The sequence below is a fragment of the Rhodanobacter umsongensis genome (assembly GCF_042654965.1).
Classification (GTDB): domain Bacteria; phylum Pseudomonadota; class Gammaproteobacteria; order Xanthomonadales; family Rhodanobacteraceae; genus Rhodanobacter; species Rhodanobacter umsongensis.
In genome coordinates, this window is sequence record NZ_JBHSMK010000002.1 from 525,570 (window position 1) to 543,612 (window position 18,043).

At 62.2% G+C, this 18,043-nt stretch carries 13 protein-coding genes; 8 read left to right on the forward strand and 5 right to left on the reverse strand.

Annotated elements, in window-relative coordinates:
* The first annotated feature begins 71 nt into the window (after nucleotides 1-71).
* Nucleotides 72-326: a helix-turn-helix domain-containing protein gene (locus ACFPME_RS02555; RefSeq protein ID WP_377301710.1), complete on the forward strand. Its 255-nt coding sequence runs from the start codon at nucleotides 72-74 to the stop codon at nucleotides 324-326.
* Between the two features lie 118 nt (nucleotides 327-444).
* Nucleotides 445-1,119, forward strand: a complete 675-nt coding sequence (locus ACFPME_RS02560) for a hypothetical protein (RefSeq protein WP_377301712.1) — start codon at nucleotides 445-447, stop codon at nucleotides 1,117-1,119.
* 16 nt (nucleotides 1,120-1,135) lie between these two features.
* On the opposite strand, the gene ACFPME_RS02565 is transcribed toward ACFPME_RS02560, so the two are convergent.
* The 4 genes from ACFPME_RS02565 to ACFPME_RS02580 all read right to left on the reverse strand — a co-directional run bounded on the left by ACFPME_RS02565 (nucleotide 1,136) and on the right by ACFPME_RS02580 (nucleotide 9,063).
* Nucleotides 1,136-3,709 carry a tetratricopeptide repeat protein gene (locus tag ACFPME_RS02565; RefSeq protein WP_377301714.1) on the reverse strand — a complete coding sequence of 858 codons (2,574 nt, stop codon included), beginning with the start codon at nucleotides 3,707-3,709 and terminating at the stop codon, nucleotides 1,136-1,138.
* Between the two features lie 286 nt (nucleotides 3,710-3,995).
* Nucleotides 3,996-7,457 carry a methylmalonyl-CoA mutase family protein gene (locus ACFPME_RS02570; protein ID WP_377301716.1) on the reverse strand — a complete coding sequence of 1,154 codons (3,462 nt, stop codon included), beginning with the start codon at nucleotides 7,455-7,457 and terminating at the stop codon, nucleotides 3,996-3,998.
* 90 nt (nucleotides 7,458-7,547) lie between these two features.
* Entirely contained in the window at nucleotides 7,548-8,450 is a 903-nt protein-coding gene (locus ACFPME_RS02575) for an alpha/beta fold hydrolase (RefSeq protein ID WP_377301718.1), read from the reverse strand.
* Nucleotides 8,451-8,460: 10 nt separating this feature from the next.
* On the reverse strand, nucleotides 8,461-9,063 hold the full coding sequence (locus tag ACFPME_RS02580) for a TetR/AcrR family transcriptional regulator (protein ID WP_377301720.1): 603 nt from the start codon (nucleotides 9,061-9,063) through the stop codon (nucleotides 8,461-8,463).
* Nucleotides 9,064-9,173: 110 nt separating this feature from the next.
* Here ACFPME_RS02580 and ACFPME_RS02585 point away from each other — a divergent pair, with 110 nt between their 5' ends.
* The 4 genes from ACFPME_RS02585 (at nucleotide 9,174) to ACFPME_RS02600 (ending at nucleotide 13,039) form a co-directional block, all read left to right on the forward strand.
* Nucleotides 9,174-9,971 (forward strand): M48 family metallopeptidase, encoded by a 798-nt coding sequence (locus ACFPME_RS02585; RefSeq protein ID WP_377301722.1) that lies wholly within the window; start codon nucleotides 9,174-9,176, stop codon nucleotides 9,969-9,971.
* Nucleotides 9,972-10,128: 157 nt separating this feature from the next.
* Nucleotides 10,129-10,455 carry a hypothetical protein gene (locus ACFPME_RS02590; RefSeq protein WP_377301724.1) on the forward strand — a complete coding sequence of 109 codons (327 nt, stop codon included), beginning with the start codon at nucleotides 10,129-10,131 and terminating at the stop codon, nucleotides 10,453-10,455.
* Nucleotides 10,456-10,655: 200 nt separating this feature from the next.
* Nucleotides 10,656-11,759 (forward strand): Glu/Leu/Phe/Val dehydrogenase dimerization domain-containing protein, encoded by a 1,104-nt coding sequence (locus ACFPME_RS02595; protein WP_377301726.1) that lies wholly within the window; start codon nucleotides 10,656-10,658, stop codon nucleotides 11,757-11,759.
* A 122-nt stretch (nucleotides 11,760-11,881) separates the two neighbouring features.
* Nucleotides 11,882-13,039, forward strand: a complete 1,158-nt coding sequence (locus ACFPME_RS02600) for an isovaleryl-CoA dehydrogenase (protein WP_377301728.1) — start codon at nucleotides 11,882-11,884, stop codon at nucleotides 13,037-13,039.
* Nucleotides 13,040-13,089: 50 nt separating this feature from the next.
* Here ACFPME_RS02600 and ACFPME_RS02605 read toward each other — a convergent pair whose 3' ends face one another.
* Complete coding sequence (locus ACFPME_RS02605) at nucleotides 13,090-15,915, reverse strand: S8 family serine peptidase (RefSeq protein WP_377302821.1); 2,826 nt, start codon at nucleotides 15,913-15,915, stop codon at nucleotides 13,090-13,092.
* Between the two features lie 226 nt (nucleotides 15,916-16,141).
* Here ACFPME_RS02605 and ACFPME_RS02610 point away from each other — a divergent pair, with 226 nt between their 5' ends.
* Together ACFPME_RS02610 and ACFPME_RS02615 are read left to right on the forward strand one after the other, a co-directional pair.
* Entirely contained in the window at nucleotides 16,142-17,326 is a 1,185-nt protein-coding gene (locus tag ACFPME_RS02610) for an acetyl-CoA C-acyltransferase (RefSeq protein ID WP_377301730.1), read from the forward strand.
* A 161-nt stretch (nucleotides 17,327-17,487) separates the two neighbouring features.
* A complete protein-coding gene (locus ACFPME_RS02615) occupies nucleotides 17,488-17,910 on the forward strand; it encodes a hypothetical protein (protein ID WP_377301732.1) in 423 nt (140 codons plus the stop codon).
* Nucleotides 17,911-18,043: the final 133 nt, after the last annotated feature.

An 18,043-nucleotide genomic window follows, 5' to 3' on the forward strand; every position in this document is an offset into this window, starting at 1 on the left:
GGCTCATATAGTTGTCATTTATACCCACATAATTTGTAGCGGTCAACTCCTTCTGCATGGATGCTTGCCCCATGAGCAAAGCATCCGTCCGTGCCTCGCCGCGCCTTGTGTTCGCGCGCAACCTTCGTCAGGCCAGACGACTTAAGGATTTATCGCAGGAAGCGCTTGCGCTGCAGGCGGGCCTCAGTCGCACTTACGTTTCCGAAGTCGAGCGTGGAATGCGGAACATCTCCATCGACAACATGGGGCTGCTCGCTGACGCCCTCGGAATCGCCTTGGGTGACCTGCTGTATACCGACATGTTAAAGCGCCTTGCGGCGAGCTAGAGCCTTTAATCAAAGCGCGTCAGAACCCGTTCTGCGACACTTCTATTTTCCCTTTCGACAAAGTCCTCACCACTTAGAGCATCCGAAAGACAAAGCGAATCCACAGGAGCAGCAAGGCATGGAATCACCGAAGCTCACGTTTACTGCGCTGGACGCGAAGATTGAGGCCATGCCGGAGCATCCCTCCGCGTCGACAGTCATGCCGAAGAAGGCCCGCCGATGCTTCACGATAGGATTCATCGCAGCTGCAGTCGGGCTCATTGCCGCCAAGATCATGCCGTCAGATCACCTCAGCACCGTGATCGTCACCCTCGCCTGCCTGATCGCCGAAGTGATCGGCCTCGGCCTCGGCGCGGCGTCTATGCTGCCGCGAACCTGGCCGACCTTCACAAGCGAGCGGCGCGAAGCAGCGGAAGAGCTGGACTTCCACCTGCCCTATCACCAAGAGCTGATTCACTGGTTGCAGAGCCATCCACGCGATCAGCTCGAAACTTTCAGCACCTACATCGGTTACCGTCAGGAGCGCATGCGCGAACGCCTGCCTATGCTCACCGGTGGCATTGAAAAACTCGGTGCGCTACCGATACTTATCGCGCTCTACATCCAGTTCAAAGGTGCCCACTGGCCGCCGCATCCAAGCTGGTTGGAAATCTTTCTAATCTTTGCTCTGGTGCTTGGTTACTGGACCAGCCTGTTGCAAATCAACGTGCGTTTTCGTTTGCAGACGTACGACATGCTGTTGAAGAAGGCGCTGACAGGCACGCGCAGAGATTCAGGAGAAAGTGCACTCTGACCCCTGTTTTTCCTGTCTATCCTTCTGACTTTACGTTTACCGCGACAAGCCTACCCTTCCAGTCAAATTTCGTATCGAATTTGACCCTCACCCCGACCGCAAACGAAGTAAGAAGCCTCTCGTCACTTACCTGACTTAATCTGAAATAAATTTCGTCCCCATCATCCTGCCTTATAAATCCAAACTGGCCGCTACCGTGCAGTCGGCATATTGCACCATGATTTACAAGCGCCAGATCATACTGAGAGTCTGAACTACTAGCCAAAGGAGGTTGCCCACTATCTTTGAACAGGAGGCCCTGTATCCAGCTAGAAAAACTATCTACCCTCTGACAGCCATCTACGTCATTACCTAGCGCCAATTTCAGTTGCGCTACTATATACAAGAGCTTGGCCAGTCGATCTCTCATCCGCCGATCAGGATGGCTTATTGAGTCGTAAAATTCGCGAGAACCCTCAAGGGCTTCAAGGCATTTATAATACTCATGATTAACAAAGCAGCTCTCCGCATACCTTGTAAAATATTGAAGATGAATGTCGGCTATCTTCATATCGATATGCTCGTTGCGGATCGCCCCAACCTCCAATTTCTCAATAGCGCTCATTGCATCAACGAAATTCCGGCGAAATAGACAGCATCGCGCATAGTCGATCATAGGCTCGGGACGCTCTGGACACAGCTGCATCGCTCTCTCGAACATCTCATTAGCCTTTTCAGTGTCATGCATATCTCTTAGCAAAAAGCCGCCAAAAAGATAATAGACTATGGCTGAATCGGGCGCCCACTCCAACGCCTTTTCGTAGCAATCGTAAGCCTGACTTAAATTCCCTGATCGCGCATACGCCCAAGCCTCGACCCGATAGACTTCCGAAAAGTCCGGCGCAAGGCCTTTTGCCGTTTCGATAATTTCAAGTGCCTCGTCACACTTATCTATTCTTATTTTTGAAAGGGACTCACGCAAATATTTTGCAATTACCCAATCACTGCGTGTTCTACAATGAATACTTGATGCAGATAGCGGATTTGTTTGAGCTTCAGAAGCAATTTGCTCACCCGCGCTTACCAATCGCCTCTTCACCGTAAGCATCTGCTTTTGTTCCTCCTTGCTTACAGGATAGAATCGCGCCAAATAGGCCCTGGCAAGCTGGCTTAATTCGTATTTTGTTTCATAGCTGGCGCCGGTGGGTGCGCTTGTCGCGAAAAACATATTGGTTCTAGTTAACTCCTGAATCGCGCTAAGAAGCGTCGACTGATCTAATTCCGTGAGAAAGGCAAGTTCTGCAACTGTATAACTCCCCCCAAGCGCTAGTAGGGTTCTCACGAGCCGCCTCGAGTTTTCACCAACCTGACTAAATACGTTGGATAGGCAAAATTGCAAAAATAGCTTCTCATCCGCGAGAACCTCCTCAGGCCTTTTCCCCGCCTGAACTGCCGAAACAAACCACTTTATGTGGAGGGGATTGTTCCTCATTCTTGTACAGAAGCCGCCGATGACTTTGTTCGATGCCTGAACCAATCTCGAACAGGACCGTATTTTTGCCGTCACACGCAGCAACTGAATCGCTTCTGCGTCTGACATTGGGTCAAGTTGTACAGGAAATTCGTATGCTCCAAGCCTTATTCTAGTGGTTATTAATATCTTACTTCCTTGCGGAATTCTGGATAGCAGCTCATTCATATTTTTATCGATAACAGTTTCTAAATTATCAATAATTAGCAATACCCTGAATTGGCTTAAAACGGAAATCAGATCCTCAAGAGGATTACCCGCATTACCTCCAAGCGCACCGGCAGCTACTTCAAACAAGCCGATTGATGAATTGACCGACCCACGTATCCTAATGATCTCTGAGTCAGTCAACTGGGAGGTTTTTGCGGAGACAAATATCAGCGCGTCATATTCATCAGGTTTTTTTTCCAAAATTTCATACGCAACTTTTAGTGCCAGCGATGTTTTACCGAGACCACCTTCACCCACGAGCGTTACAACTGGGTAGACCCCAAGTACCGCTCGAATTACGTTATCAACAATTACACGTCGGCCTATGAATCCAGTCTCATCGAAGTCTGGCATCGGTAAATTGTTTGATGGCCCAATTGCGTCATTTTCAAACGGTATTGAAAGCCGGAGAACGAGTTCTGGCTCATTACTTAGACGGCCGATAATTTCATTCAGAGAAACCCAGTAGCTGGATTTTGATTTTAGTTTTTCACACAAGTCGTTTGTACGTGAAAGATCATCAAATTCCAGTGGCCTAGCGTGCATCACCCTATTTCTTATTTTAATAAGATCAACAAAATCGTCTGAAAAATTATCCAGCTGATCAACCAGGTCACTAGGAAAATCTGACAGGTAGCTCCGCATTAATTGATACACATCACCCAAATCTGAAAATGCCAATAGATCTTCTAGGGTAGGAGTCAGCTCACTTTCTGATGCGTCGCCATCGACCCTCTCTATTAGTTTTAAAAAGAGGTGTTCCCCCAATATCTGGCGGGGTTTCTGTTGATTGGGAAGATATTTATCGGCAAGGCGCCGAAGGTCCTCTTCTATTGAGCTTATCAAAGCGTATAAGGTCAATCGCGTCATGCTGGAAGCCATACGTATCCCTAATCGTCAACTAAAATTCATGCCCACTCTCAATCGTGGAGAGTAAGCCTTGGATTGGACTAAACGACAATCCACGGCTCCAAAGGTATACCCGCTTCGTACCATATAACAAGAAAGGCCCGTCAATTGACAGGCCTTTCTGCTTTCAGAGCGAGTTGATAGTCGCTTGCGCTTAGCTTTCAACACATCATCAGGTGCTTTCTTTCCTCGGACATAGACGCGCTAAGGCAGTACCGTGATGTTGGACTATCGGACAATCCGTATCTCACATATTCCTCCGATACTCCCCCCCCACGTCATACAACGCATGACTGATCTGCCCCAACGAGTTGTACTTCACCGCCTCAATCAACTGCTCAAACACATTCCTACGCTCCCGCGCCGTCCCCTGCAACACCTTGAGACTGTCAGCAGCCAACGAGTTCCTCGCCTCCCCATAGCTCCGAACATTAGCAATCTGCGCCCCCTTCTCCTCCTCCGTCGACCGAATCAACTCGATCTCCGTCGCAATCTCCCCCGCATGATCCTTAGGCAAAAAGGTGTTGACCCCTATCAACGGCAACGACCCGTCGTGCTTCTTGTGCTCGTAATACATCGACTCGTCCTGGATCTTGCCGCGCTGGTACATGGTGTCCATCGCGCCGAGCACGCCGCCGCGCTCGCTGATCGCTTCGAACTCCTTGTACACGGCTTCTTCCACCAGGTCGGTGAGGCTGTCGACGACGTAGCTGCCCTGCCACGGGTTCTCGTTGAAGTTGAGGCCGAGCTCCTTGTTGATGATCATCTGGATCGCCACCGCGCGGCGCACGCTTTCTTCGGTGGGCGTGGTGATCGCTTCGTCGTAGGCGTTGGTATGCAGGGAATTGCAGTTGTCGAACAGCGCGTACATCGCCTGCAGCGTGGTGCGGATGTCGTTGAACTGGATTTCCTGCGCGTGCAGCGAGCGGCCCGAGGTCTGGATGTGGTACTTCATCATCTGGCTGCGCGCGCTGGCGCCGTAACGCTCGCGCATGGCGCGGGCCCAGATGCGGCGGGCGACGCGGCCGATCACGGTGTATTCCGGGTCCATGCCGTTGGAGAAGAAGAAGCTGAGGTTGGGCGCGAAGTCGTCCACCTTCATGCCGCGGGCGAGGTAGTACTCGACGATGGTGAAGCCGTTGCTGAGGGTGAAGGCGAGCTGGCTGATCGGGTTCGCCCCGGCTTCGGCGATGTGGTAACCGCTGATCGACACCGAGTAGAAGTTGCGCACCTTGTGGTCGACGAAGTACTGCTGGATGTCGCCCATCATGCGCAGCGCGAATTCGGTCGAGAAGATGCAGGTGTTCTGCGCCTGGTCTTCCTTCAGGATGTCGGCCTGCACGGTGCCGCGCACCTTGGTCAGCGTGTCAGCCTTGATGCGGGCGTAGGTTTGCGCATCGACCAGTTCGTCGCCGCAGACGCCGAGCAGGCCTAGTCCTAAGCCGTCGTTACCCTTGGGCAGGTCGCCGTGGTACTGCGGGCGCGGCACGTTCCGGTAGATCGCGGAGATCTTCTTTTCGGCGGCGGCCCAGCGGGCGTCGTCTTCGCGCAGGTACTTCTCGACGTTCTGGTCGATGGCGGTGTTCATGAACATCGCCAGGATCATCGGCGCGGGGCCGTTGATGGTCATCGAGACCGACGTGCTGGGCGCGCTCAAGTCGAAGCCGGAGTACAGCTTCTTCATGTCGTCCAGCGTGGCGATGTTGACGCCGGAGTTGCCGATCTTGCCGTAGATGTCCGGGCGCGGGGCCGGGTCTTCGCCGTACAGGGTGACCGAGTCGAACGCGGTGGACAGGCGCGTGGCGGCGCCGCCCTGGCTGAGGTAGTGGAAGCGGCGGTTGGTGCGCTCGGGCGTGCCTTCGCCGGCGAACATGCGGGTGGGGTCCTCGCCGCTGCGGCGGTACGGGTAGACGCCGCCGGTGTACGGGTAGTGGCCCGGCAGGTTCTCGCGGCCGAGGAAGCTGACCAGTTCGCCCCAGTCCTTCGACTTCGGCGGCGCCACCTTGGGCACCTTCTGGTGGCTCAGCGACTCGCGGTAGTTGTCGACGCGGATGACCTTGTCGCGCACCTTGTATTCGTTGACGTCGGCGGTGACCGATGCATACAGCGCGGGCCATTCGCGCAGCTGGTGGATGGCTTCGTGGCTGAGTTCCTTCAGCGCGGCGTTGTAGCGCTGGCGCAGGGTGACCAGCGAACGGTCGCCTTCGGCGTGCAGGTCGGCGCTGCCGTACAGATCCAGCGGACGCGGCAGCTTGTCGTCGCCCAGTTCCTTCAGCGCCTCGTAGTAGTGCTGCGCCTTGCTGGCGAATTCGGCCTGGTGGGCGATGGCGCCGTTGATGGCGCGGCCCTGCTCGGCGATCTCGGCGAGGTAGCGGACACGCGAGCCGGGGATCAGCACGGTGGCGCGCGGTTCCTTCAGCGTGGTGTCGAGCTGGGGCGACCATTTCTCTACCGGCAGCGCGAGCTTGTCGCGCATCAGCCGGCACAGGTTGGTGAACATCCAGGTCACGCCCGGGTCGTTGAACTGGCTGGCGATGGTCGGGTAGACCGGCACGTCCTCGTCCTTCACGCCGAACGCGGTGTGGTTGCGCTTCCACTGCTTGCGCACGTCGCGCAGCGCGTCTTCGGCGCCGCGCTTGTCGAACTTGTTCAGCACCACCAGGTCGGCGAAGTCGATCATGTCGATCTTCTCCAGCTGGCTGGCGGCGCCGTAGTCGCTGGTCATCACGTAGACCGGGAAGTCGACCAGGTCGACGATCTCCGAATCGCTCTGGCCGATGCCGGCGGTCTCGACGATCACCAGGTCGTAGGGCTGGCTCTTCAGGAAGTCGATGCAGTCGTGCAGCACGATGCTGGTGGCGGCGTGCTGGCGGCGGGTGGCCATCGAGCGCATGTACACGCGCTTGGAGCGCAACGAGTTCATGCGGATGCGGTCGCCCAGCAGCGCACCGCCGGAGCGGCGGCGGGTGGGATCGACCGCGAGCACGGCGATGCGCATGTCGGGGAACGCGTGCAGGAAGCGCAGCAGCAGTTCGTCCACCACCGACGACTTGCCGGCGCCGCCGGTGCCGGTGAGGCCGAGCACGGGCGTGTGCTTGCCGGCGAGTTTCCACTGCTTGCGCTGGTGCTCGAGTTCGGCCCCGGCGAGCTTGCCCTCCTCGATGGCCGAGAGCATGTGGCCGATCGAGATCTCGTCGTCGATGTCGACCTTGGGCAGCGCGTGCGATTCGGACTCGGCGCGCTTCGCGGCGGCGCTGCCGGCGCGCTGCATCACGTCCTCGATCATCTCGACCAGGCCGAGCTTCATGCCGTCGTTGGGGTGGTAGATGCGCTCGACGCCGTAGGCCTGCAGCTCGCGGATTTCTTCCGGCGTGATGGTGCCGCCGCCGCCGCCGAACACGCGCACGTGGCCGGCGCCGCGCTCGCGCAGCATGTCGACCATGTACTTGAAGTACTCGACGTGGCCGCCCTGGTAGGACGACAGCGCGATCGCGTCGGCGTCTTCCTGCAGCGCGGCGCGCACCACGTCCTCGACCGAGCGGTTGTGGCCGAGGTGGATCACCTCCGCGCCCTGGCTCTGGATGATCCGCCGCATGATGTTGATCGCCGCGTCGTGGCCATCGAACAGGCTGGCCGCGGTGACGAAACGCAGCGGGGTGGTGTCGGCCTGCGTGGCGCTGGCGGGGACGTGCTTGGCGGGGGAACTCATGGCAACTCCGACATCGGTGCTTGAACTTGTCGATTCTAGTGGATCGACAGGGAGCACGCGGAGCTGGCGGCGTACTTCGGCGTACGGCGGCTACATGCAGCGCGCGAGGTCCGGACTGCCGACCACACGCGTGCCTACCTGTTCGCCACGCACGAAGGCCAGTGCCGCCCCGATCACTTCGGGGGCATCGAGCACGCGGCGGTGGCCCAGGCCCTGCGTGGTGTGCAGCCGCGCACCGGGCCAGTACTGGGCGTAGCGCTCGCCTTCGGCCCACGGCACGTCCGCGTCGTCGAGGTCGTGCACGATCAGCGCGGGCTGGCCCAGCGTGGGCAGCTTGCGTTCCACCCGCAGCTCATCGATGTGCACACCGGTGCGTTGATGCAGCCATGCGTAGAACGGCTGGCGCAGGTAGCCGGCCAGGTGCACGAAGCGGAAGAAGCGCCGCGCCGCCGCCTTCATGTCGGCGGCCGGCGCTATCAGGATCAGCTGCTCGGCACGCCAGCTTTCATCCTGCGCGAGGGTGACGGCGGCACCGCCGAGCGAATGGCCGACCGCCAGCGCGGCATTGCCGTAGCGCGCGCCAATCGCGCGGATCGTGGCGATGAATTCCGGCAGCGTGCACAGCTTGCCGCTGCTGTGGCCGTGGCCGGGCTGGTCGAAGGTGACCACCGCAAATCCCAGCGCACGCAGCTGCGCCACCCAGGGCAGGAAGCGCAGGCCGAAGCTGGACCAGCCGTGCGCCAGCAGCGCGTAAGGCTGGGTCGACGGGTCGCCCCAGACGTAGGTGGCGATGGTTTCGCCGTTGGCGTGCAACTCGCCGCGCTGCATGTCCCCGTCGCCCTGCACGGCCTGCGCACGGCTGCGGCTGCTGGCGAACGGGGTGGCGAACAGGCGCGCGGCGCGGTTCACCGTGCGCTTCGGTGCGATGCGGCCGCCCAGCGCGAAGCCGGTGCGCACGGTGGTGAGCTTGAGTCTGTCGATGACGGTGGACATGGGTATCGCCTCAGGTTTGCCAGCTGCGCCACAGGCGCTCGAAGGCCGCCCGGGTGCGGCGGCCGGCTTCGTCGAACCCGAACAGCCCGGCGTCGTGGTGCAGGCCGAGCATCAGGGCATAGATCTCGAAGGCGAGCTGGGCGACGTCGGTGTCGCTGCGCAGGTGGCCCAGCTCGACCGCCTGCGCGATCGCCTTCTGCAGCTCGTCGCGCCAGCCGGCCTGCTGCCGCACCACGCCCTCGTGCAAGGCACCGTCGCGGCCGTCGTACTCGCTCACGGCGGACAGCAGCACGCAGCCGCTCTGGTGCTCGCAGCCCCACTCGAACCAGTTCGCCACGATCGCGCGCAGCCGCGGCAGGCCGCGCGGCTGCTTCAGCGCCGGCAGCAGCACCTGGGTCATGAAGCGTTGCCGGCCGGTGTCGAGCACGGCCAGCTGCAGGTCTTCGCGCGAGCCGAAATGGGCGAACACGCCGCTCTTGGACATGCCCACGTCACTGGCCAGAGTTCCGATCGACAGGCCTTCCAGCCCGTCGCGGCGGGCCAGCGCGTAGGCGTGGTCGAGGATGGTGTCGCGGGTGGCCGCGCGCTTGCCGGGGTGGATTGCGATCGTCATGTTCGTACAAATAGCACGATCGTTCGTTCCATATCAAGCAAAAACACTCACGCGGTCTCCGCAGCCCCTGCCGGTATGCTGGCCGCCGCAAGCCCAAGGAGTAACCCCGCATGAAAATCCGCAACCTGAGCATCCCGCTCGCCACCGCCCTGCTGGCCGCCTGCGTCACCTCGCCAACCGGCCGCTCGCAGCTGATGATGGTGTCGGACAGCCAGATGAGCCAGATGGGCCTGAGCGCGTTCAACGACATGCGCAAGCAGGGCAAGTTCGTCGACGCGCCGCGCGAGCGCGCCTACGCCACCTGCGTATCCAATGCCCTGATCGCGGTGCTGCCGCCGCCGTGGAACACCCAGCAATGGGAAGTCCAGATCATCGGCGACGACACGGCCAACGCGTTCGCCCTGCCCGGCGGCCGGATCGGCGTGAACAAGGGCATGTTCAAGCTCGCCAGCAACCAGGATCAGCTCGCCGTGGTGCTGGGCCACGAGCTGTCGCACGTGGTGTCGCGCCACGGCGCCGAGCGCGTGTCCGACAACATGGCCGCCCAGGCCGCGGTAACCGCCGGCTCCATCTACGCCGGCTCGCGCGGCGGCGACGCCGGCAACGCCGCCGCGCTGCTCGGCGTGGGTGCGCAGGTGGGCATCCTGCTGCCGTTCTCGCGCACCCAGGAAAGCGAGGCCGACACGCTGGGCCAGCGCTACATGGCCCAGGCCGGCTTCGATCCACGCGCGGCGGTGACGCTGTGGCAGAAGATGGGCGCGCAAGGTGGCAGCAAGCCACCGGCATTCCTGTCCACGCACCCGTCCACCGGCAATCGCGAACAGGCGCTGGGCCAGGAGGCGCAACAGCTGCTGCCGATGTACGAGCACGCACGCAGCAGCGGCCACGCGCCCAACTGCCGGATGTGAAGCAGCCCGCGCGGGCCGGAGCGGCGTGGGCGCCGGCGCATCGAGCGTTCCACGCCGGAACCAGCTGAACGGACGCCCATGGGTGGCGTCAACGGCTTCCGTCCGGCGTCGTTTTCCGTCCTGCCTGCCGCGGTCGCGGCGATGACGGAGATCCACCATGAAACGTGCACTGCCTCTCAAGCTGGCCCTGCTCGCCGGATTCGGCCTCACCTTTGCCGGCACGACCTACGCGCCGCCCGCGGCCGCGCAGGTCTCCGTAGGCATCGGCGTGCGCCTGGGCCCGCCGGCGCCACGCTTCGAGCGCGTGCCTCCGCCACGCGCCGGTTACGTCTGGGCACCGGGCTGTTGGCGCTGGAATGGACATCGCCACGTGTGGGCCAGCGGTTACTGGGTTCGCGCGCGTCCCGGCTATCGCTATCGCCCCGCGTACTGGGTGCATGGCCGTCATGGCTGGCGCTTCCATGAAGGGCACTGGCACCGTTGAAACCGGGCTCCCGCCCACGTCCGTACGCATGCGCCTTGTTGCGGCGCGTCATCGCCAAAGGGGGCGACGTACTAAACTTGACGCTTTGATTCATCGCCCCGGCTCCGGTCGGGGCGACAAGTTTTCAGACGCTTCCACACCCCCACGCCGCCCATCTGCAGATGTCGTCCGGCACCATAAATCATGGAGTCACCGTTCCAATGATCTTTGAAACCATCGCCAACACCGGTCACGAAGAAGTCGTCTTCTGCCACAACAAGGACGCCGGCCTGAAGGCCATCATCGCGATCCACAACACGGTGCTGGGCCCTGCGCTCGGCGGCCTGCGCATGTGGCCGTACAAGACCGAGCAGGAAGCGGTGAACGACGTGTTGCGCCTGTCGCGCGGCATGACCTTCAAGAACGCCGTGGCCGGCCTGAACCTGGGCGGCGGCAAGGCGGTGATCATCGGCGATCCGAGCAAGGACAAGTCCGAGGCGCTGTTCCGCGCGTTCGGCCGCTTCGTCAACTCGTTGAACGGTCGCTACATCACCGCCGAGGACGTCGGCATCGACGTCAACGACATGGAGTACGTGTTCCGCGAAACCGAGTACGTCACCGGCGTGCACCAGGTGCATGGCGGTTCGGGCGATCCGTCGCCGTTCACCGCATTCGGTTCGCTGCAGGGCCTGATGGCCTCGCTGCAGGCCAAGTTCGGCAACGAGGACGTGGGCAAGTACAGCTACGCCGTGCAGGGCTGCGGCCACGTCGGCAGCGAGTTCATCAAGCTGCTGCGCGAACAGGGCGCCAAGGTGTTCGTCACCGACATCAACAAGGAAGCGGTGCAGCGCTGCGTCGACGAGCTGGGCTGCGAGGCGGTCGGCCTCGATGAGATCTACGACGTCGACGCCGATGTGTATTCGCCGTGCGCGCTGGGCGGCACCGTCAACGAGCAGACCATCGACCGCATCAAGGCGAAGGTCATCTGCGGCCCGGCCAACAACCAGCTGGCCACCGACGAGATCGGCGACGAGCTGCAGCGCCGCGGCGTGCTGTATGCGCCGGACTACGCAGTCAACGCCGGCGGCGTGATGAACGTGTCGCTGGAGATCGACGGCTACAACCGCGAGCGCGCCATGCGCATGATGCGCACGATCTATTACAACCTCGGCCGCATCTTCGAGATCAGCAAGAACGAGAACATCCCGACCTACAAGGCCGCCGACCGTCTGGCCGAAGAGCGCATCAGCGCGATCGGCAAGATCAAGCTGGCGCACATGGGCAACAACGGCACGCGTTTCCAGGGCCGCATGCGCGGTCAGTAAGCGACCCGCGCCTGCCGCACGAAGCCGCCGGAACATCGGCGGCTTTTCTTTTGCCCGGCGCTTGCCGGCAGGCCGGCACCGCGTAGGCTAAAATCGCGGTTCTGAACACCCAGGAGTTCGCGATGCGCCCGTTTCCGCTCGGTGAAGATATCGACCTGCTGCGCGAGTCCGTGCATGCGTTCGCGGAAAAGGAAATCGCCCCGCGCGCCGACCGCATCGACCGCGACAACCTGTTTCCCGCCGACCTGTGGCGCAAGTTCGGCGAGATGGGCCTGCTCGGCGTGACCGTGCCGGAGGCCTACGGCGGCAGCGGCCTGGGTTTCCTGGCGCACATGGTGGCGATGGAGGAAATCTCGCGCGCGTCCGGCTCGGTCGGCCTGTCCTACGGCGCGCACTCCAACCTGTGCCTCAACAACATCTACCACAACGGCAACGAGGCGCAGCGACGCAAGTACATCCCGAAGCTGTGCTCGGGCGAGTACGTCGGCGCGCTGGCGATGAGCGAACCGGGCGCCGGCTCCGACGTGGTCGGCTCGATGAGCTGCAAGGCAGAGTTGCGCGGCGACGCGTGGGTCGCCAACGGCAGCAAGATGTGGATCACCAACGGCCCCGACGCCGACGTGCTGCTGGTCTACATGCGCACCGCGCCGCGTACCGCCGGCAGCCGCTGCATGACCGCCTTCATCGTCGAGAAGGGCATGAAGGGTTTCAGCACCGCGCAGAAGCTGGACAAGCTCGGCATGCGCGGCTCGAACACCTGCGAGCTGGTGTTCGACAACTGCGAGATCCCGGCCGAGAACATCGTCGGCGAGGTCAACGAAGGCGTGCGCGTGCTGATGAACGGGCTGGATACCGAACGGCTGGTGCTGTCCGGCGGTCCGATCGGCCTGATGCAGGCGGCGATGGACATCACCATGCCGTACGTGCGCGAGCGCAAGCAGTTCAACGCGCCGATCGGCACCTTCGAAATCATGCAGGCGAAAGTCGCCGACATGTACACCGCGCTGCAGAGTTCACGCGGGTTTGCCTATATGGTGGCGCAGCAGTTCGACAACGGCGTGAAGTCGCGCATCGACCCGGCCGCCTGCCTGCTCAATGCATCGACGAACGCGGTAAAGGTGGCGCTGGAGGCGATCCAGTCGCTCGGCGGCAACGGCTACATCAACGAGTTCCCGGCCGGCCGCCTGCTGCGCGACGCCAAGCTCTACGAGATCGGTGCCGGTACCAACGAGATCCGCCGCATGCTGATCGGCCGCGAGCTGTTCCACGGCAAGGCCTGAAATCCCGTAGGGCGGGCAATGCCCGCGCTACGGAACGGGCTGCAAAGCGGTCACCACGCCCAGCGAAAATTCGCCGTGGCCAGCTGCGCCTGCTGGCGCTGGCCCAGGTAACGGTCGTAACCAAGCTGCAGGCTGGCGCGCGATGTCATGCGCCAGTCCAGCGTGGTGCCGAACATGCCACCGTAACGCGACACGCCAATGCCGCCCACCGGGGCGAACTGGTTGATCCCGCTGAAGCTGGCGTCAAGTACCTCGCCACGCAGGCCGAACGACTGCTGCCACAACATGCGCGCCTGCAGGCTGAGGCTTCCACCGCGCGCGAGCGACCAATCGTGGCTGGCGCGCAAGCCGGCGCCAGCCTGCCAGCGCGACGTGCCCTGCGCGGCCGATTTGAGCCCGAAGCCGTACGCACCCGACTCGTTGAAACCATCGCGCCGGATCTGTGCGTATTGCAGGTTCACGTAGGGCGTGACCTGTGTGTGGCCCAACGCCAGCCGGTAACCGCTTTCGCCATAAGCCACGCCGTAACGACCGTTGACGTCGCTGGCCACGCCAGTGAACTGATTGCCGAGTTCGAGTTGGCGCCGCATGGTCTCGCGATAACTGCCGACGCCGAAGCGGCCCATCGTGTACCACGAGCCACGGATCACGCCGCCGTACAACATGCCCTCCAGCGCATGACTGCGGCCCTGGTCCGCACTTTCGATCAATCGGCCCAGGCCCTGGCTCTGACCCAGTGCGTAGCCGGCGATGCCGTTGCCGCCAACGCGATAGTCCTCGCCGACCAGCGAGCCGCTGAGGTCGTACCCGACGTTGCCGTAACCGCCGCGCGACATGCCACCGTGATAACCCAGGTTCTGCGTCCAGCCACCGGCTTTCGGCGTGTCGAGCAGGCGGTCGAAGCGGTCGGACAACGCGCGCGTGCCCGCATCGATCGCCTCGAACGTCATCGCAGCGCTGGCGGCGTGCAGTTGCCCGGAGAGGCTTTCCAGCGAGCGTTGCATGACCTCGGTGGAAACGGCGCGCTGCAGGCTCGCGGCGCCGGCGATGAAGCCTGCGCTGGCTGCTGTGCCGCTGGCGGCGCCCTGCGCCTGCAGCTGGCTGTTGACTTGTTCGAACGCGCTCTGCGTGCGCTGTGCGGCGCCGTAGCTGGCGGCGGTGTATGGCAAACCCTTGATCTGGCCGAGGTTCACCTGCGCCACGTCGAGCCACGCGTTGTTGGCGTCGTAGTTCAGCGATGCGGTCAGCGCCACGCTGGGCGCCGTGTCCAGGGCCGAAAAGGTACCCGTGAGGCCGCCAGCGGCTGCCAGCACAGTCGTGTGCGAGTTCAGGGTGTAATTGGAATTGGCGCCGAACACATAAAGGTCACCGCCGGACAGCGTGGCCGTGCCGTTCACGTATAGCTGCGACCCCAGCGACACCGCCATGCGCCCGTTGCCTTGCTGCACGTAGTTGCCGGTTACATTGACATTGCCTTGGCTAACCGTCAGCACGCCGGCGTTGGTCACGTTGTTGTAAACCGTGAAGCCAACGGGATTCTGCGGCGTATCGGCGGACATCAGTGTGCCCTGTGCGCCAATATCGACGGGGCTGCTCAACGCGAACACGGCAAGCGTGCCGTCCTGCACCTGGGTGCGGCCGGTATAGTTGTCGCTGACGTTGAGGTTGAGCCTGCCCGGCCCCTGCTTGATCAGGCCGCCGACACCGGAGATCGCGTTGTTCCAGCTCGAGATGCCACTGAAGTTCACCGTGACATCGCCCCAGTCGAACCTGGCTGGCCCATTGACCGCCTTGAACGCGTCCAGCATGCCGTAGCCGAACGTGGTGTCGGGGCCGGGCGCGCCAAGGTCACGCGCGGTGCCGAGCAGGGTCTGCCGCACCAGGTCGTTGCTGAAGTACGGGTAGGCCTGCCACACCAGTGCGGCCGCGCCGGAGACTTCGGGTGCCGCGAACGAGGTGCCGCTGACGACCCAGTAAGTCTGGCTGCCGGTCGTGGTGGCGTTCTTGTCGAGGACGACCACGTCACCCGGCGCCGCGAGGCAGTAATTCATCGCCTTGCCGCAGGCGTTCGAGTAGCTCGCGAGCTGGGTCGGATGGTTGCTGTCGACGGCTGCCGCCACCAGCCAGCCGACCCCCAGTTGCGGTGCCAGGCTGGGCAATGCCGCGATGTCGCTGGGGTTGCCCTTGGAATCGTTGCCGGCGGCGAACACCACCAGACCGCCATGCTGCACGACGAACGGCTCGTAAGCCTGGGCGAAGGCCTGATTGATCGAGGCGTTGGTGGTGTCCCAGTAAATGCCTCCCCAGGAATTGTTCATTACCTGCACGCCGGCGTTGATCAGCGCCGGATTGAGGGTCTGCGCGAAGAAGTCGGCGTCGGCGGCGGTTACCGCATTGCCTTGACCCGAGCCGTCGTCCTTCGGTTCGACGTCGTTGATGATGCGCGCGGATACCAGATTGGCGTCGGGCGCGATGCCACCGGGAAACTTGTCGAACGGCCGGCCTGCGGCAATCTCCGAAACCCAGGTGCCATGGCCAACCACATCGTCGATCGACGTGTTGTTGGTGGTCGTGTCGACGTAGATCAACTCCTGCTTGACGCGTCCGGCAAGCGTCGGGTTGCTGCGCATGATGCCGCTGTCGACCACGCCGATGGTCACGCCGGCGCCGGTATAGCCCAGGCCAAGCGCCCCGTTCGCACGGGTGAGGGAAAGCTGGGCGTCCAACGGAGGCTGATTGCTCGGCGCTGTCGGAGGCGGCGCTGCCGGTGTCGGCCTGACATTGCCGCCACCGCCCCCGCAGGCGCTGAGGCTCAGCGCCATCGCAATCAACCATGCCAGATCACGATGCCGCCACTCCGACTCACGCGTCTTCATCATCCACCCCTGTCATGACATCTGCCTCGGCATCAACGACGTACGCGGTACGCCATGACACGCCCCAGTCACTCATCTTGGCACAACGGAAATCGAATGAAGCGGGCGCAAATCCTCGCGCCGCAAGGACTTGCGCCCGTTTGCCGAGTTTTGCGGCGGGCTGCGATAATTGGCGGGCTATCTGTCAGGCGTTCGCGCCCCTCAAGTCTCGCAAGCGGAGTTATCCATGTCGGATGTCAGCGTCGTCATCGTCGGTGCCAAGCGCACGGCCATCGGTTCCTTCCTCGGCCAGTTCACCGGTGTGCCCACGCCAAAACTCGGCGCCACCGCCATTCGCGCCGCGCTGGACCAGTCTGGCATTGCGCCAGCCGACGTCAGCGAGGTGATCATGGGCTGCGTGTTGCCGGCCAACCTGGGCCAGGCGCCGGCGCGGCAGGCCTCGCTGGGTGCCGACCTGCCGGCCAGTACCGGCTGCACCACCATCAACAAGGTGTGCGGCTCAGGCATGAAGGCGATCATGCTGGGCCATGATCTGATCAAGGCCGGTTCCGCCACGGTGGTAGTGGCCGGCGGCATGGAATCGATGACCAACGCGCCGCACATGGTGCAGGCGCGCACCGGCATTCGTTACGGCGACGGCCAGCTGGTTGACCACATGGCATGGGACGGGCTGACCAATCCGTACGACGGCAAGTCGATGGGCGTGTTCGGCGAGTTGTGCGCGGACAAATACCATTTCACGCGCGAGGCGCAGGATGCCTTCGCGATCGAATCGGTCAAACGCGCGCAGGCTGCGCAGCAGAACGGCGCATTCGCAGGCGAGATCGTTGCGGTCACCGTGAGCGGCCGCAAGGGCGACGTGCAGGTCGATAGCGACGAGCAGCCCGGTCGTTCCGACATCGCCAAGATCCCTGCCCTGAAGCCCGCGTTCCGCAAGGAGAATGGCACGATCACCGCAGCCAGTTCGTCGAGCATTTCCGACGGTGCCGCCGCCTTGGTGCTGTTGTCTGCCGATGACGCGAACAAGCGCGGCCTGAAGCCGCTGGCGCGCATCGTGGCGCACGCCACCCATTCGCAGGAGCCGGAGTGGTTCACCACGGCACCCGTCGGCGCAATCCGGAAAGTACTCGACAAGGCCGGCTGGAAAGTCGATGAAGTCGACCTGTTCGAAATCAACGAGGCCTTCGCGGTGGTCGCGATGACGCCGATGAAGGAACTCGGCATTCCCCACGACAAACTCAACGTCAATGGCGGCGCCTGCGCCCTGGGTCACCCGATCGGTGCCAGCGGTGCCCGGCTGGTGGTGACCCTGCTGAATGCCCTGAAAACCCGCGGGCTCAAGCGCGGTATCGCCGCACTCTGCATCGGAGGCGGCGAGGCCACCGCCATTGCAGTGGAGCGCATCGACTGACCACCATCAGCGAGTGATCGCCCTTTCGTAGCTTTCACATGACGGCTGGTTAAATCATTTTCGTCCGGTAATGCGGCAGGGGCACAAAGATCTGGCGCAATTTCCGCGAAAGCGTTATTAATACACGGCCAAACGGCATTCCACGGCAAAGGAGATCCACCATGAAGTTTACGCGTACCCTACTCGCCGCCGCGCTCGTCGCGCTGTTGGCGGCATGCAGCAACGGCGCGCAGGATTCCGCGCAGGACGCCCAGAAGTCGGCCGACACCGCTCAGCAAGCTGCCGATACGGCTCAGCAGGCTGCGGCCCAGGCTCCGACCACGGCAACCGAGCAGGCTGCTGATCAGGCGAAGACGGCTGCTGACGCAGCTGGTCAGGCCTCCGACCAGGCCCAGCAGGCTGCCGCTGCGGCTTCCTCGATGGCTCCGGCAACAAGCACCTCCAAGGATGCGATGTCCATGTCCAAGGACGCCGCCGCCAATGCTGCCAATGCTGCCGACAAGGCTGCTGATGCTGCAAAAGAGGCCGCTGGCAACGCGAAAGACGCTGCCGACAAGGCAAAGGACGCCGCGAAGGATCATTGATCCCTCGCTGGTTTCCAGAAAAAACGGCCGCCCTGTGCGGCCGTTTTTTTGTCTACGCAACCCGAAGATTTTCGTCGTTGACCGACGCCCGCTATCATCGCCGGAATTGGCCGCGATAACGGCCCCATATCCG